This is a genomic window from Janthinobacterium sp. GL_088 (assembly GCF_057837845.1).
The window spans coordinates 1310691-1327634 of sequence record NZ_CM174453.1 but is presented as its reverse complement, the minus strand read 5'-3'; the positions used below and the strand labels follow the sequence as shown (position 1 = coordinate 1327634).

Annotated in this window: 8 protein-coding genes and 2 rRNA genes; 1 reads left to right on the top strand and 9 read right to left on the bottom strand. The window is 57.0% G+C overall.

Annotated elements, in window-relative coordinates; all coding sequences use genetic code 11:
• Positions 1–5: 5 nt before the first annotated feature.
• The 7 genes from AC3IQ7_RS06000 to puuE all read right to left on the bottom strand — a co-directional run bounded on the left by AC3IQ7_RS06000 (position 6) and on the right by puuE (position 13035).
• Entirely contained in the window at positions 6–3422 is a 3417-nt protein-coding gene (locus AC3IQ7_RS06000; RefSeq protein WP_322427347.1) for a TonB-dependent receptor, read from the bottom strand.
• Positions 3423–4216: 794 nt separating this feature from the next.
• Positions 4217–5713 carry an adenosine deaminase family protein gene (locus AC3IQ7_RS05995; RefSeq protein ID WP_489208604.1) on the bottom strand — a complete coding sequence of 499 codons (1497 nt, stop codon included), beginning with the start codon at positions 5711–5713 and terminating at the stop codon, positions 4217–4219.
• A 43-nt stretch (positions 5714–5756) separates the two neighbouring features.
• Positions 5757–7073 carry a guanine deaminase gene (guaD, locus tag AC3IQ7_RS05990; RefSeq protein ID WP_489208603.1) on the bottom strand — a complete coding sequence of 439 codons (1317 nt, stop codon included), beginning with the start codon at positions 7071–7073 and terminating at the stop codon, positions 5757–5759.
• Positions 7074–7082: 9 nt separating this feature from the next.
• On the bottom strand, positions 7083–8150 hold the full coding sequence (xdhC, locus tag AC3IQ7_RS05985; RefSeq protein WP_489208602.1) for a xanthine dehydrogenase accessory protein XdhC: 1068 nt from the start codon (positions 8148–8150) through the stop codon (positions 7083–7085).
• A 9-nt stretch (positions 8151–8159) separates the two neighbouring features.
• Positions 8160–10505, bottom strand: coding sequence for a xanthine dehydrogenase molybdopterin binding subunit (xdhB, locus tag AC3IQ7_RS05980; protein WP_489208601.1), 2346 nt, complete (start codon positions 10503–10505; stop codon positions 8160–8162).
• Positions 10506–10515: 10 nt separating this feature from the next.
• Positions 10516–11982 (bottom strand): xanthine dehydrogenase small subunit, encoded by a 1467-nt coding sequence (xdhA, locus tag AC3IQ7_RS05975; protein ID WP_489208600.1) that lies wholly within the window; start codon positions 11980–11982, stop codon positions 10516–10518.
• A 99-nt stretch (positions 11983–12081) separates the two neighbouring features.
• On the bottom strand, positions 12082–13035 hold the full coding sequence (puuE, locus tag AC3IQ7_RS05970) for an allantoinase PuuE (protein ID WP_489208599.1): 954 nt from the start codon (positions 13033–13035) through the stop codon (positions 12082–12084).
• Between the two features lie 121 nt (positions 13036–13156).
• Here puuE and uraH point away from each other — a divergent pair, with 121 nt between their 5' ends.
• Positions 13157–13510: a hydroxyisourate hydrolase gene (gene uraH, locus AC3IQ7_RS05965; RefSeq protein WP_070303439.1), complete on the top strand. Its 354-nt coding sequence runs from the start codon at positions 13157–13159 to the stop codon at positions 13508–13510.
• 128 nt (positions 13511–13638) lie between these two features.
• On the opposite strand, the gene rrf is transcribed toward uraH, so the two are convergent.
• Together rrf and AC3IQ7_RS05955 are read right to left on the bottom strand one after the other, a co-directional pair.
• Positions 13639–13751 (bottom strand): 5S ribosomal RNA (gene rrf, locus AC3IQ7_RS05960).
• A 138-nt stretch (positions 13752–13889) separates the two neighbouring features.
• A 23S ribosomal RNA gene (locus AC3IQ7_RS05955) occupies positions 13890–16765 on the bottom strand.
• Positions 16766–16944: the final 179 nt, after the last annotated feature.

The following is a 16944-nucleotide window of genomic DNA, read 5'->3' as shown; positions in this document are numbered from 1 at the left end:
CGAGATTAGAACTCGTACTTGATCGTCGCTTGCAGTGCCCATTGCGATTCGCCCTTGGCTTGGCGCGTTTCCAGGCTTTCCACCACAGGACGGGTGTTGTACACATACTTGCCGTTTTCCATACCAACGTAGTCGACGAAGCTGCGCACCTGACCACCAGCCGATTGGAAGGCCACTTCATTGATACGGCCCCATTTACGGTTGATCATGTTACCGACGTTCAGGATGTCGAAGGTGAAGATACCCTTGTTACCTTTAAAGAAGCCTGGCACTTCCTGGCTCAGACGCACGTCGAAGCTGTTGGTCCATGGTGCAAAGCTTTCGTTACGGCCAATCACGCCGCCCTTGGCCTTACGCAGGTCGCCATTCGCGTTGACGACGCTCCAGAACGCCGCTTCGTTGGCGGCACGTGCCGCTGGCGTGGCACCGGCGAACACCACTTCACCCGAACCTGGGGCTTTAGGAATGTACATCAAGTCATTGCCGGCCAGGCCGTCACCGTTCAAGTCATTGTTGATGGTCCAGCTGTATGGCTTGCCGCTACGGCCTTCATAGAACAGACCGAAGGTGGTCTTGTACTCGCCGAAGAAGCGTTTTTGCCAGTTGACGTTCGCCGTGAAGCGGTCCTTGACCATGTAGTTCGAGTTCGACGCGACGTTTTCGTTCGGGTTGAAGACGGCACGGCCGCCCCAGTTCGAGCTCGAGGTCGACGACGTCAGCGGCGACACTTCAGTGGCATCGCTGTAGGTGTACGACGAACCCCACGACAGGCCTTCGCGCAGCGGGCTACGCAGCGACAAGGTCAGCACGTTCGATGCACCCTTGTCGGTGTTCGTGGCCATCAGAACTTGACCAAACGCAGCATTGCTGCCTGCCTTGGTCAAGGCGCTGCAAGATGCACCGCCAATCAAGCTGCCCGAAGCGTTCCAGCACGACGCTTTGTACGCGTTCGCGCCATAGTACAGCGGACGGCCGTCGCTACCGGTTGCCGTTGGCGCACCCAGGTTCAGCTCCTGGTAGTAGATCGAGTTCTTGGTTTGCAGACGCAGGTACTCAGCACCTACGATCAGCCCCATCCATGGCAATTCATGTTCGAATGCCAGATTGGCTTTCCACACCGAAGGTTGCGCCAGATCGGAACTCAGCAAGTCTACTTTCATTGCAGGGATCACCGGACCCAGATTGGTAGGCTGCTTGGTTGGATCAGGATTGAAGAAGCCAGGCGTATCCAGGCAGGTACCAGCCGAAGACGAGCAGGTGTAGTTTTGCGTGGCCATGCCGGTGTTCTGGTATGGATTGCCCAGCCAGACACTGGCTGCCGCGCCCTGGAACAAGCCGAAGCCGCCGCGCACTTGCGTCGGACGTGCCGAGTCAAACTTGTAATTGAAGCCGACGCGCGGCTGATACAGATTTTCACCGTCGATGGTACGCGTATTATCCACACCGAAACCGCCGGTTTGACGACCGAACTGGCTGGTACGTGCGACCGTTGGCAGCGCCGCGGTCGGATTGTAGATGGGCTTTTCGCCGATACGGGTACCGTCAATGCGCAAGCCGGCGCTAATGGTCAGCTGCTTGCTGACGTCCCAGGTATCTTGCACGAACAGGCCGATGTTTTTCAGCGAGAACGTTGCAGTGGCGTCAGCCAACGTGCGGCCAGGCTGCGGAACCTGATAGCTATACGAGCTTGGTCGGCCCAGGCGGAAGTTTTCCAGTACGGCAGCTTGGATCTGCGCTGCGGTCGTGGCCTTGTTGCCGCAATCGATAGTACCGAACGAGTACGTGACCTTGGCGCTGCTGTTGATACAGCCAAAGGTGTAGTTACCGTTAACGTTTTGCAAGAATGCATTATAGACATCGTTCTTACTGTAATCCGTACCGAACTTGACTTCGTGATCGCCCAGCGCCCAGGTACCGGCAGCGTAGAAATCTTTGGTCTTGGTGCCCAGCACGTTCATCTGACGGCTTTGTTCCGTACCAAAGTTCAGGAAGCGGTTACCGGTCGCCAGGCTGGCTGGCGCACCATCCGGCAGCGCGCCAGAGAACTGCAAACCCATGGCTGGCAGGTAAGCATTATTTTTAGGCACGCTGTCATATTTACGCGACGATACCTTGACTTCGGTCGAGAACGTTGGGGTCCATTCGGCCGTCCATTGGCCAACCAGCGTTTCCAGGTTCTTTTCCTGGTTGTACCAGTAAGAGCTCAGCGACAGGCCCGTCGGCGAGAAGCCGGTGTAGATCGGTTCAGCTTGCTCGGTCTTGGCATAACGCAACATGATGCGTTGGGTATCGGTCAAGTTCCAGTCCAGTTTCAGCAGCTTTTCCTTGGCCGTGAATGCCGAGCCACCAGGAATCGCCAAGCTGCCGATATCCATACCGTACTTGTCCTTGGCGATGGCGATAGCGCCATCGATGGCCGATTGGGTAATCGCGACGTTAGTCTGCGCACTACCGACAGGACCGAAGGCCGGGGCGCCGCGCGAACTCTTGGTTTCTTCGTAGTTGGCAAACAGGAACAGTTTGTCTTCGATCAGTGGGCCGCCCAGGGTGATACCCTTGGTGGTGTCTTTCGATTTTGGCGGGGCGTAGTATTGGCCGGTGGTATCGTTGTAGCGGTCGCCAGCGGTGCTGTCATTGCGGAACACGTAGTAAACGCTGCCCTTGACCTTGTTGGTACCGGATTTGGTCACGGCGTTGATGTTGGCGCCGGTATAGCCTTTTTGCGTCACGTCATAGTTGGCCACGTTCACTTGCACCGACTGGATCGCTTCGATCGAGATCGGTTGCTTGCCAGTGGCGGTACCGGAAGCTTCCAGGCCGAAGGTGTCGTTCACGGCCACGCCGTCAATCGTCATCGAGTTGTAGCGCGAGTTCTGGCCAGCGACGGAAATTTCGCCGCGTTCCTTGTCAGTCTGCGACAGGCGCGGGTCGGCGCGGGCGTAATCTTGCAAGCTGCGCGAGATCGATGCCTGGGTTGCCAGTTCGGTCGGGCTGATATTGGTGCCGGCGCCCATGTTGTTGCGGTTAAAAACCTGGTTGCGGATGGCGTTCGTGCTGACATTCACCACTTGCATCTGCGCGCCCAGAGTCGCATCGACACTGGCCGTTTCCGCCAGCTGGATGAAGACGCCTTCGCGTTTTTCCACTTCGCCATTCTTGGTGATGGTGATCGTGTAAGGACCGCCTGCGCGCAAGCCACGTGCAACATAGCGGCCTTCGGCATCGGTGGTTACATTGCTGACCGAGCCAGATTCAACGTGAACGATATTGACCTGTGCGCCAGCTGCAGGCTTGCCGTCATTGGACGAAATACGTCCGCTGATGGCCGAGGTCGTGTTCTGTGCGATCGATGGTATCGTCGCCAGTGCAATAGACAGACTGAACGCGATTTGCGTTAGCCGAAGCCGTTTGTGATTGATCATCTTTAACCCCAGAAAAGACTATTATTTTTTGAAAATCCTGGATTGCCCCACCATCCGGCTGCGCCGCACAGCAACACAAACACAAGATCTCCTCTTTACGATGCTGCAACTGTTACGCCGGCTGGACTGGCTGCGGTCCTGACAAGACCATCACAAAACGCCGCTCCACACATCACAACCATTCATATTCAGACAATAACGGCGGAAAAAACTGCGACCGATCCGTACGACCCAGGGCGCTAGCACCTGTGTCATTCACCCGACATGCTTACCCGGCTAACATGGCAAGTCGCGAGTGTAATTGTTAAATATTTCAAGACTGTGACACGGCGGCAAAATGCAGAGGAATGTCGTCATTTAGTTGCGCGACTATTTGTTTCACTCTGCATCTCACCTGTATTTACTGCAAATACCCATCTTCATACGCTATCAGCCATACGAATTGTGACTTTTTAATATCACACTCATCCCACTATGCATCATCAAAAAATGGATGACAAATACGTTTTTTTTTACATATTTATATATTTTAAGTATAAATAGCATGGGGTAACTAGCTGGATTGATATCGTGCTGACAGCGTCCGGGCTTATGGCGCGAGATTATAAATGAGCAATATGTACTTGAAATTGATTCATCCAGGAAATTAGATAAAGTCGTGCATCTGCCGTCATTTGTGTCGCATGGCCGCCACAAAATTAACAAAAGAACATTGATGTGAGTTGAGGGGACAAATGAAAAACGGCCGGAAGATCCGGCCGCTCAAAGAGTATCAGTTGCTAACGTCGTGCAACTTACGGTTTCATACTCTTGCCTGCCTTGTCGGCGGCGGCAATTTGCGCTTCAAAGCGGGTGAAACGGGCATCGAGCGCCTTCAGCAGACGTTGCTTGTCCGCATCAGCCAGGAAGGAATACCGCAGGCTGTTGTACGACAGTTTTTTGATTTCCGCATAATCTGTCTTGTACTGGCTGGCAAACAGCACGTATTCATTCGACAGCGTATTGCGCGAGACGCCCGCGTCATCGGTGGAAATCACGAACGGCACGCCATACTTGCGGTACAGGGTGATCGGATGGGCCTGGCCCTTGATGCCGAGAATGTAATCATTGCTGGTCAGGTTCACTTCCACGGGTATGCCCCGCTCGCGCATCTTTTGCATGGTCGCCAGCGCATTGTGCTCGTACGCGATATCCATGCCGTGGCCGATACGGTCGGCGCCCGCCACATCGACGGCTTCGGCGATATGGAACGCCATGCCTTCCGGCGGCACCATGCCCAGCGCCAGCTCGCCGGCGTGCAGGGCGATCTTGACGTTTGGATACTTAGCCTTGAGGAACTTGAACATTTCCATGTGCAGGCTGTAGTCGCGCATGGACACGTTCACGCTTTCCTGGCCCACGATGTTCACGCCCACCAGCAGCGGATTCAGGCTCGCCGCCTTGAACGCGGCCACCATGGACGAGAACACTTGCGATGGCGACAGGAAGCGCAGCACATACGCCTGGTAGCGCATGGTGAAGTTTGCATCGTCGATGCCGGCGCTGCTGGCGTTGACGTTGTCGTTATAGGCGGTGATGCTTTTCTGGAAGCTGGCATCCTGCTCCAGGCTGCCAGTCCAGTTGGCCAGCACGGCTTGCAATGCTGCCGGCTGCAAGCCCGGCGCCAGCACTTGCTGGTCGAACTGCGTGTTTTGCACGAATGGCGACAGCTCGAAAATCGTCTCGATGTAACTGAGGTTTTCCGCGATGGCGCGCTGCTTCAGGGTTTTCAGGCCATCGGCCGTGTTCGTCGAGGCGACGGGGCCAAAGTAGCCAAAGGTATCAAAGAAGGTACGGTCCGGCGGCGTCTGGATGCCGCCGTGGTTGTAGAAATCCTTGGTCGACCAGCGCTGCAGCAATTCCGCATACAGGCCAGCATCGGCAAACACTTCCGTGGATGACAGGCAACCACGCTGCGCGGCCGGCTTGGCGCGCTCAGCCGCCACGACGTCCTTGTTGCTTTCGATGCGGTACGTGGTCTTGTTGACGCAATAGTTTTCCTTGTCGACCCACTCAAGAAATTGCTCGGCGTAAATGGCGCCCGAGTAGTGATGATGCAGATCACCGCCCTTGGGCATCATGGAAAAGAACAGGCTCAACTCGGCTGTCTTCGGCTGGGTGCCCGAGACCAGGGCGGCAAAATGGCGCGCGGTGGCCGCTTCGTTGGAAGTCGGGGTGGCCTTGGCAGCCTGCGCCGTTCCGGTCAATGCCAGCGCGGCGCCAAGCGCCAGGCCAGTGAGTTTCTTGTGCATTCGCGTTCTCGCTCAGGATAATTCGTATGGAACAACGGGTAGGTCAGCCCTGCCCCCGCACATGCACGCATTGCCCGCCTGAATAGGTGGCGGCCACGGCGCGGTCGTCGCCCAGCAGCGCAAAGGCAAACAGCAATTCCTCCAGGCTTTGACAGCCGGCCGTTCGGCGCTCGAGCAGCGGCGTCGATTGCTTGTCGAGCACAATAAAATCCGCTTCCGTACCTGCCGTGAAATTGCCCAGGGTGCCTTCCAGCTGCATGGCCCGTGCAGCACCCAGGGTCGCCAGGTAAAACATGCGCAAGGCGGGCAGATAGCTGCCTTTCAAGCGTGCTACTTTATAGGCTTCGTTCATGGTTTGCAACATCGAGAACGAGGTGCCGCCGCCCACGTCAGTCGCCAGCGACAGCAGCACTTTCGCCGCATCGGCCCGCTCGAAATCGAACAGGCCGCTGCCGAGGAACAGGTTTGACGTAGGACAAATGGCGGCCGCCGAAGACGTTTCCGCCATGCGCGCGCGGTCGCGCTCGTCGAGCCAGATGCAGTGGCCAAACATGGCGCGCGGGCGCAGCATGTCGTACTGGTCATACACATCGAGGTAGCTGCGCGCCTGCGGATGCAGTTCGCGCACCCAGCGGCATTCATCCTCGTTTTCCGATACATGCGTCTGCAAATAGGTATCCGGGTAGGCGCGCGCCAGCTCGCCCGCCAGGTGCATCTGTTCATTCGTCGATGTCGGCACGAAACGAGGCGTGATCGCGTACAGCGAGCGGCCGTGCTTGTGCCAGCGCTGGATCAGCTCCTCGCTTTCGCGCGCGCCGGACTCGGCTGTATCGCGTAGGAACTCTGGGCAATTGCGGTCCATCATGACCTTGCCCGCCACCATGCGCAAGCCGCGCGCCTCGCTGGCGCTGAAGAAGGCATCGACCGATTGCGGATGCACGCTGCCATACACCATGGCCGTGGTGGTGCCGCAGCGTAGCAGTTCATCGAGGAAAAACTCGGCCACGTTGCGCGCATGCTCGGGATTCTCAAACGCGCGCTCGGTGGGGAAGGTGTACGTTTCCAGCCACGGTAGCAGGCCCGGCGCGGGCGAAGCGATCATTTCCGTCTGCGGGAAATGCAGATGCGTATCGATGAAACCGGGCACGATCAGCTTGCCCCGGTAATCGACGATCTGCGTGCCGGGCGGCAAAGTCGCCAGCAGTGAAGCGTAATCGCCGGCTGCCACGACCTTGCCATCGGCCACGATCAGCAAGCCATCCGCATGCCAGGCGTGCGCGTCCTCGCTAAAGGCGGGATCGGCGTGGAAGTGCAGCAAGCTGGCTCGGTAAGCTTGCAATGTGGCAGGAACAATCGGCATGACTTCTTTCTATAACGGGTGAATGGCGGCGCGTGCTGGGCGCCGCGGTGGCGCGCTGGCGGAGGCCAGCCGCAGCGGTGTGGCCAGGGCGGCGGCAGCCGCTTCCTCCCACACCATCAGTAATTGACAGGCAACGGACGCGGCGATCACGGCCGGCGCCTTGTTGCGGATGCCAGGCATGCCGATCGGGCACACCATGGCGGCAATGCGCTCGTCCGGCACGCCGCGCGCCTGCAGGCGGTGCTCGAACTGCTTGCGTTTCGTGTGCGAACCGATCAAGCCGAACCAGCCTGCATCCTCGCGCTCCATGATGGCTTGCGTCAAACGTTGATCCAGCGCATGGCTATGCGTCATGACAAGAAAACTGCCGCCCGACGGCGCCATGGCGACAAATTCCTCGGGCGTATCGGTGGCGGCGATGCGCACATTATCGGGTAGTTGCGCAGGAAACATGTCTTCGCGCTCATCGACCCAGGTGATATTGCAGGGCAAGTGGGCCAGCGCGCGCACGATGGCTGCACCCACATGACCGGCGCCAAACAAGGTCAGGTGCGCGCGCGGCGCCAGGCAAGGGTCAACCAGCCAGCGCCGGCCCTTGCCATCCTGAGCGACATGGGTACTACGTTCGCGTGAAAACGTGTCGGGTGCCTGGGCTGGCATGCCGGCGATCAACGTGCCCGCCGCATCGAACAGCGCCGACGCGGCGTCGCCGTCGAGTGCCGTGACTTTCCAGCTATCGTGCTGGCGTCGTTCGTGCAAGGCGACCAGCAATGCATTCAGACTGGCATCGATATACTCGAACGCCAGGTGGACGACGCCACCGCAGCATTGCCCCAGGCTGGGGCCCAGCGCAAAACGCTCGAGCCGCGCATGCGTGTCTCCTGTCGCCAGCATGGTCTTGGCGATTTCCACGGCGCGCAATTCCAGGTGGCCGCCACCGATGGTATCCACCTGGCCTTCAAGGGTGACGCGCATCTTCGCCCCTGCCTCGCGCGGTCCGGAACCTTCCACCAGGGCCACCGTCACCAGCACGGATGCCTGCGTGTCATTCTCGATTGCTGTCAGCCAGTCGCTCATCCTCTGCTCCTATGCGCTAGCGCAAACCGCTTGCACGGCCATGACCGCCTTGAGGATTTCCTCGCTGGTGGCTGGCGCATTCAACGGTGGCTGCACGGCGTGATGGCCGACGCTGGAAATGGCGTCGCGAATGGCAAAGAACACGGAAAACGGCAGCAGCAATGGTGGCTCGCCCACGGCTTTCGAACGGTGGATGCTGTCTTCCACGTTGCGGTTCTGGAACAGTTTCACACGAAAATCTTCTGGGCAGTCGGAAATGCCGGGAATTTTATACGTCGATGGCGCGTGCGTCATCAGCTTGCCCGCCGCATTCCACCACAGCTGCTCCGTCGTCAGCCAACCCATGCCCTGGATAAATGCGCCTTCCACTTGACCCAGATCAATCGCGGGATTGAGCGACTGGCCCGCATCGTACAAGGCATCGGCGCGCAGCAATTTCCATTCACCGGTCAGGGTATCGACCACCACTTCGGCCACGGCCGCGCCATACGCGTAATACGAAAACGGATGACCCGTCATCGTCTTCGCATCCCACGACAAGCCGGGCGTGGCATAAAAACCGTCCGACCACAGTTGCACACGAGCCAGATACGCCTTCTGCACCAGTTCGGCAAACGCAACGACGTGACCATTCACGTGGAGATGGTTATCGAAGAAGCGCACGCAAGCTGCCTCGCCGCCATACAGTTTGACCGCGTAATCAGCCAGGCGTTCACGGATCTGGCGCGCCGCATCCTGCGCCGCCTTGCCGTTCAGGTCGGCACCGGTGGAGGCCGCCGTGGCCGACGTGTTCGCCACCTTGCTGGTGTCGGTGGCCGTGGCCCGCACGCGATCCAGGTCCAGCCCCAGCTCGTGCGCCACCACCTGCATGACCTTGGTATTGATGCCCTGCCCCATTTCCGTGCCGCCATGGTTGACCAGTACGGAGCCATCCACATACACGTGCACGAGCGCGCCCGCCTGGTTCAGATGCGTGACGTTGAAGGCGATGCCGAATTTCAAGGGCGTGAATGCCAGACCCTTCTTCAACACGGGACTGGCCTCGTTGAAGGCGTCGATGGCGCGGCGGCGCGCGCGGTAATCGCTGCTCTCTTCCAGTTCAGCAACTAGCTCATGAATGACGTTGTCGACGATGGTCTGCCCGTACGGCGTGACGTTACGCCCTTCCGCATCGTTGCGCCCATAGAAATTGAGCAGGCGGATATCGAGCGCATCGCGTTGCAAGTGGCGGGAGATTTCATCGATCACGTACTCGATGGCAATGGCGCCTTGCGGCCCGCCAAAGCCGCGGAAAGCCGTGTTCGACTGGGTATTCGTCTTGCCGCAGGCGGCGCGGATATCCACGTCCGACAAATAATAGGTGTTGTCGAAGTGGCAGACGGCGCGCGTGGCGACCGGGCCGGACAAGTCGGCCGAATAGCCGGCGCGCGTGGTCATGTCGACCTTGGCGGCAAGGATACGGCCATCGTCGTCGTAGCCCACTTCGTATTCATAGTAAAAACAGTGGCGCTTGCCCGTCACCAGCATATCGTCGTCGCGGTCGGCGCGCAATTTGACAGGGCGCTTCAATTTCGCCGCCGCTATCGATGCGGCCGCCGCCCACAGGGCCGACTGCGATTCCTTGCCGCCAAAACCGCCGCCCATGCGACGGCATTCGACGGTAACGTTGTGTGAATGCACGCCCAGCGCATGCGCCACCACGTGCTGCATCTCGCTCGGATGCTGGGTCGAACACAATACCAGCATGCCCTGCGCTTCCTTCGGGATGGCGTAGGAAATCTGTCCTTCCAGATAAAACTGTTCCTGCCCGCCTACATACAGCTGCCCCTTGACCACGTGCGGCGCACCCTCGAACGCGGCCTGGTAGCTGCCGCGCGTCAGCTGCATGGGTGGCAGCACATACGATTGCGCGGCCTTGGCCGCTTGCGGCGTCATGATCGCAGGCAATTCATCGTACGACACCTGCGCCAGGCGGGCGGCGCGGCGCGCATGGTCATGCGTATCGGCCACTACGATGAAGATGGGCTGGCCCACGTATTGCACCAGTTCCGCAGCCAGGATGGGATCGTCATGGATGATGGGGCCGCAATCGTTGGTGCCGGGAATGTCCTGCGCCGTGTAGACGGCAATGACACCCTGCGCACTGCGCACTGCCGACAAATCCATGGCCGTGATGCGTGCGTGGGGTTTTTGCGACAGGCCCAGCGCTGCGTGCAAGGTACCCTGCAATTCGGCGATATCGTCCGTGTACGTGGCTTGCCCCAGCACATGCAATTGCGCCGATTCATGCGGGCTGGGCTTGCCCACGGCGGCCCAGGCGGCCGCTTGCAATTCAGGCGTGACAGGATGGTTCATGCTGGTCCTTTCAGGCGCGGCAAGCGTAGGCGTTGACGGCAGTGCGCTGCAAAGGCGCACCAGGGCGTGTTTCCAGCCAGAAGCGGCGCAACAGGTTTTGCGCCGTCGTCATGCGGTAAGTATTCGACGCGCGCATGTCGGATAGCGGTGCATAATCGTCAGCCAGCAAGCGCATGGCGATGAGCAGATTGTCTTCCGTCCACGCCTGTCCTAGCAAAAACGCTTCCGCTTGCGCGGCCCGTTGCGGCGTGGCGGCCATGCCGCCAAAGGCGATGCGCGCATCGATAATGCGCTCGCCGTCGAGCTGGAAGGCAAACGCGGCGCATACGGCCGAAATATCCTGGTCGAAGCGCTTGGCCAGTTTATACGTGCGGAAATGCACATCGGCACGCGGTAAGGGCACGTGCACGGCTTCGACAAATTCGCCAGGCTGCAAATCTTTCTTTTGGTAAGCCAGATAGAAGTTTTCCAGCGGCATGATGCGCTGGCCTGCAGGTCCACGCAGCACGATCTCGCTGCCCAGCGCAATCAGCCACGGCATGGAGTCGCCGATGGGCGAGCCGTTGGCCACATTGCCACCCAGGGTGCCGGCGTTGCGAATTGGCAAGGAGGCAAAGCGCTGCCACAGTTCCGACAATTCTTCTGAGTAATGTCCGCACAGCGCCGCATAGGCGTCGTTCAGGCTGGCGCCGGCACCAATCTGCAGCTTGCCATCAACGATGGCGATGGTTTTCAGGGCCGTCACGTTACCAAGATAAATAATGTCGCCCAGGTCGCGCAATTGCTTGGTCACCCACAAGCCCACATCGGTGGAGCCTGCCAGCAGACACGCTTGCGGCTTTTCCACGCGCAACGCCACCAGTTCGGCGATGCTGCGCGGCGCGTGGAAGTACTGGCCGCCATGTTCATAGGTGCTCAGGCTGCCGCGCTGCAGCGCCTGCAGTTGCACTCGCAACGCATCGCGATCGAATGCAACATGCGGCAGTTCGCCCATGCGCCTGGCTGCATCAATGATGGGCCGGTAGCCGGTGCAGCGGCACAGATTGCCTGACAGGCTGTCGTCGATTTCGCAGCGCGTGGGCGTTTCGCCGTTTTTTTTCAGATACATGCCCCACAAGGACATGACAAAACCGGGTGTGCAAAAACCGCACTGGGATCCGTGGCACTCGACCATCGCCTGCTGCACCGGATGCAAGGCGCCGTCGGGTTGCTGCAAGTCTTCCACGGAAAACAGGGCCTTGCCATCGAGGGTGGGCGTGAGCTGGATGCAGGCGTTGACGGCCTTCATCTCGACCTGGCCATTCACCAGGCTGCCGATGACCACCGTGCAGGCGCCGCAATCGCCCTCGGCGCAGCCCTCCTTGGTGCCCGTGCAATGCAAATCCTCGCGCAGGTGCTGCAACACAGTCTGCGTAGGGGCGGCGTTGCGTACTTCCTGTACGGCACCACGGTAGTAAAAGCGGATCGGTTCTGACATGCTGGCCTCGGTATAGTCCCAGTATAGGAGATTAACACCGGCATATGGGACAACTATATGCAAAGACTGATTTTACTTATCATCCAATATCAATACCCTTCAAACAGCATAGGGATGGCTCGCATGCCAGTGCTCGGCGATATCGATGCGGCGCGTGATCCACACTTGCTCATGGCCCTGCACATAGTCGAGGAAGCGCGCCAGTGCGGCCGCACGGCCAGGGCGTCCCACCAGGCGGCAATGCAAGCCCACCGACAACATCTTGGGCTGATTCAAGCCGTTCGGATCGCCTTCCGCGTACAGCACATCGAAGGCATCCTTCAAGTAATCAAAAAACTGCGTGCCCGAATTAAAGCCTTGCATGGCGGCAAAGCGCATGTCGTTCGTGTCCAGGGTGTAGGGCACGATCAGCTGCGGCTGCACTGCCGGCATGCCGGCAGCATCCGTGTACGCCACCTTGTCCCAGAATGGCAAGTCGTCGCCGTAATAATCGGCGTCGTAGCGGAAACCGCCATGCTCGACCACCAGTTTGCGCGTATTCGGAGAATCGCGCCCCGTATACCAGCCTTGCGGGGCGGCACCCGTCAATTCGCGGATGATCTGCACGGCTTCGCGCATGTGTTCGCGTTCCGTTGCTTCATCCATGTTTTGATAGGAAATCCAGCGCAAACCGTGGCAAGCGATTTCATGCCCCAGTTGCTGGAACGCAGCCACTGCCTCCGGATTGCGTTTCAAAGCCATCGAGACGCCAAACACCGTCAATGGCAGGCGCCGCTCCTCGAACATGCGCAGCAAGCGCCACAATCCGGCACGCGAGCCGTATTCATAAATCGACTCCATGCTCAGGTGGCGTGCGGGAAAAGCTGCCGCCCCGATCATTTCCGATAAAAACGTTTCCGAAGCAGGATCGCCATGCAGCACGCTGTTTTCCGCCCCCTCCTCGTAATTAAGGACGAATTGCAGCGCGATGCGGGCCTTGCCCGGCCATTGTGGATGGGGTGGCGTGCGGCCATAGCCGATCAAGTCGCGTGGATAATCTTCGTAATTGTTCATGCGGAGGCGCGCCTATAGGAGGACAATGTTGGCTATATGCCCAATCATATAGCCAGGCGCAGTCACCGGTATATGATTTGCACGATAAGCACATTCACTCACCCTATATACAGGATAGCAAATGGGAAAACTCAGCACGCATGTACTCGATATCGCCCACGGCAGGCCGGGAGCCGGCGTCAAAGTGGCCTTGTTTTCAGTTGCGCCGGAAGGAAAAGTGCTATTGAAGATGGATATGACCAATAGCGATGGCCGCTGCAGCACGCCATTACTGGAAGGCGAGAGCATGAAGGCGGGCCAGTATGAGCTGGTGTTCAATGCAGGCGACTATTTCGCTGCCCAGGGGGTGGAACTGCCTTCGCCCCGTTTCATCGACCTGGTCACCCTGGCCTTCGGCATTGCGCATACCGATGAGAATTACCACGTGCCGCTGGTGGTGTCTCCATGGTCGTATTCGACTTATCGCGGGAGTTAAGCGACGTTAGGCCAAAAATGCAGCGCACAGCGCTGCTTTTTTACGCCTGTCTGCCTGACAAGACAAACCAGCAGACGAAAAAAAACCCGACCATTGCTGATCGGGTTTTTCTCTACTGCGAATAACAAGCCTGACGATAACCTACTTTCACACTGGTTGCAGCACTATCATCGGCGCAAAGTTGTTTCACGGTCCTGTTCGGGATGGGAAGGGGTGGGACCAACTTGCTATGGTCATCAGGCATAACTTGTACTGGCATTTGTCCTCTGTGGAGCGACAAAGCCTGAATCTGGAAGAAGCAAAGATTGGGGTAATGACTGGTAGTATCAACACACACGCAACGTTGTACCGTCTTATCCTCTGTACCTGCTAAGGTTATAGGGACAAGCCGTACGGGCAATTAGTACTGGTTAGCTTAATGCATTACTGCACTTCCACACCCAGCCTATCAACGTCCTGGTCTCGAACGACCCTTCAAAGAGCTCAAGGCTCTGGGAAATCTCATCTCAAGGCAAGTTTCCCGCTTAGATGCTTTCAGCGGTTATCTCTTCCGAACTTAGCTACCCGGCAATGCCACTGGCGTGACAACCGGTACACCAGAGGTTCGTCCACTCCGGTCCTCTCGTACTAGGAGCAGCCCCCTTCAAATTTCCAACGCCCACGGCAGATAGGGACCAAACTGTCTCACGACGTTTTAAACCCAGCTCACGTACCACTTTAAATGGCGAACAGCCATACCCTTGGGACCGGCTACAGCCCCAGGATGTGATGAGCCGACATCGAGGTGCCAAACTCCCCCGTCGATATGAACTCTTGGGAGGAATCAGCCTGTTATCCCCAGAGTACCTTTTATCCGTTGAGCGATGGCCCTTCCATACAGAACCACCGGATCACTATGTCCTACTTTCGTACCTGCTCGACTTGTCAGTCTCGCAGTTAAGCACGCTTATGCCATTGCACTATCAACACGATGTCCGACCGTATCTAGCGTACCTTCGAACTCCTCCGTTACACTTTAGGAGGAGACCGCCCCAGTCAAACTGCCTACCATGCACTGTCCCCGATCCGGATAACGGACCAAGGTTAGAACCTCAAACAAACCAGGGTGGTATTTCAAGGTTGGCTCCACGAGAACTAGCGTCCCCGCTTCAAAGCCTCCCACCTATCCTACACAGATTGGTTCAAAGTCCAATGCAAAGCTACAGTAAAGGTTCATGGGGTCTTTCCGTCTAGCCGCGGGTAGATTGCATCATCACAAACATTTCAACTTCGCTGAGTCTCGGGAGGAGACAGTGTGGCCATCGTTACGCCATTCGTGCAGGTCGGAACTTACCCGACAAGGAATTTCGCTACCTTAGGACCGTTATAGTTACGGCCGCCGTTTACTGGGACTTCAATCAAGAGCTTGCACCCCATCATTTAATCTTCCAGCACCGGGCAGGCGTCACACCCTATACGTCCACTTTCGTGTTTGCAGAGTGCTGTGTTTTTATTAAACAGTCGCAGCCACCAGTTTATTGCAACCCTTTCACCCTCATGGAGTAAACCAATCAAGTTACCGGGGCGTACCTTTTCCCGAAGTTACGGTACCAATTTGCCGAGTTCCTTCTCCCGAGTTCTCTCAAGCGCCTTAGAATACTCATCTCGCCCACCTGTGTCGGTTTGCGGTACGGTCTCGTATGACTGAAGCTTAGAGGCTTTTCTTGGAACCACTTCCGATTGCTTCGTGAACAAGTTCACTCGTCTCAACCCCTTGAATTCCGCACCCGGATTTGCCTAAGTGCCTTCTATGAGCCAAAAACCAACTATTCCAACAGTTGGACAACCTTCCGCGATCCGTCCCCCCATCGCATCATACGACGGTGCAGGAATATTAACCTGCTTCCCATCAGCTACGCATCTCTGCCTCGCCTTAGGGGCCGACTCACCCTGCTCCGATGAACGTTGAACAGGAAACCTTGGGCTTACGGCGTGGAGGCTTTTCACCCCCATTATCGCTACTCATGTCAGCATTCGCACTTCTGATACCTCCAGCATCCTTTACAAGACACCTTCGCAGGCTTACAGAACGCTCTCCTACCATATATATTGCTATATATCCGCAGCTTCGGTGACTGGCTTAGCCCCGTTACATCTTCCGCGCAGGACGACTCGATCAGTGAGCTATTACGCTTTCTTTAAATGATGGCTGCTTCTAAGCCAACATCCTGACTGTTTTAGCCTTCCCACTTCGTTTTCCACTTAGCCAATCTTTGGGACCTTAGCTGGCGGTCTGGGTTGTTTCCCTCTTGACGCCGGACGTTAGCACCCGACGTCTGTCTCCCAAGCTCGCACTCATCGGTATTCGGAGTTTGCAATGGTTTGGTAAGTCGCAATGACCCCCTAGCCATAACAGTGCTCTACCCCCGATGGTGATACTTGAGGCACTACCTAAATAGTTTTCGGAGAGAACCAGCTATTTCCAAGTTTGTTTAGCCTTTCACCCCTACCCACAGCTCATCCCCTAATTTTTCAACATTAGTGGGTTCGGACCTCCAGGGCGTGTTACCGCACCTTCATCCTGGCCATGAGTAGATCACTTGGTTTCGGGTCTACACCCAGCGACTGATCGCCCTATTCGGACTCGATTTCTCTACGGCTTCCCTATATGGTTAACCTTGCCACTGAATGTAAGTCGCTGACCCATTATACAAAAGGTACGCAGTCACGGAACAAGTCCGCTCCTACTGTTTGTATGCACACGGTTTCAGGATCTATTTCACTCCCCTTCCGGGGTTCTTTTCGCCTTTCCCTCACGGTACTGGTTCACTATCGGTCGATTACGAGTATTTAGCCTTGGAGGATGGTCCCCCCATATTCAGACAGGATGTCACGTGTCCCGCCCTACTTGTCGTACGCTTAGTATCACCGGTCCGATTTCACATACGGGGCTATCACCCACTATGGCTCCTATTTCCAGAGGATTCTGTTATCGGTCCGACTATCACGTACAGGCTCTTCCCATTTCGCTCGCCGCTACTTTGGGAATCTCGGTTGATTTCTTTTCCTGCAGCTACTTAGATGTTTCAGTTCGCCGCGTTCGCCTTGCATACCTATGTATTCAGTATGCAATACCCTAAAAGGGTGGGTTGCCCCATTCGGAAATCTGCGGATCAAAGTGTGTTTGCTCACTCCCCGCAGCTTATCGCAAGCTACTACGTCCTTCATCGCCTGTAATCGCCAAGGCATCCACCATGTGCACTTATTCGCTTGTCCCTATAACGTTAGCCTCTGATTACCTAAATAATCAAAGAGCGCTACAGGGATAAGAAAGTACAACGTTGTTGCTTGTTTGTTGATACATACAATCATTACCCATCGATTTACTTTTTACGGCAAACCGATCAATAAATAATCTTTACTTCTTCCAGATTGTTAAAGAACGAAACAGCTTT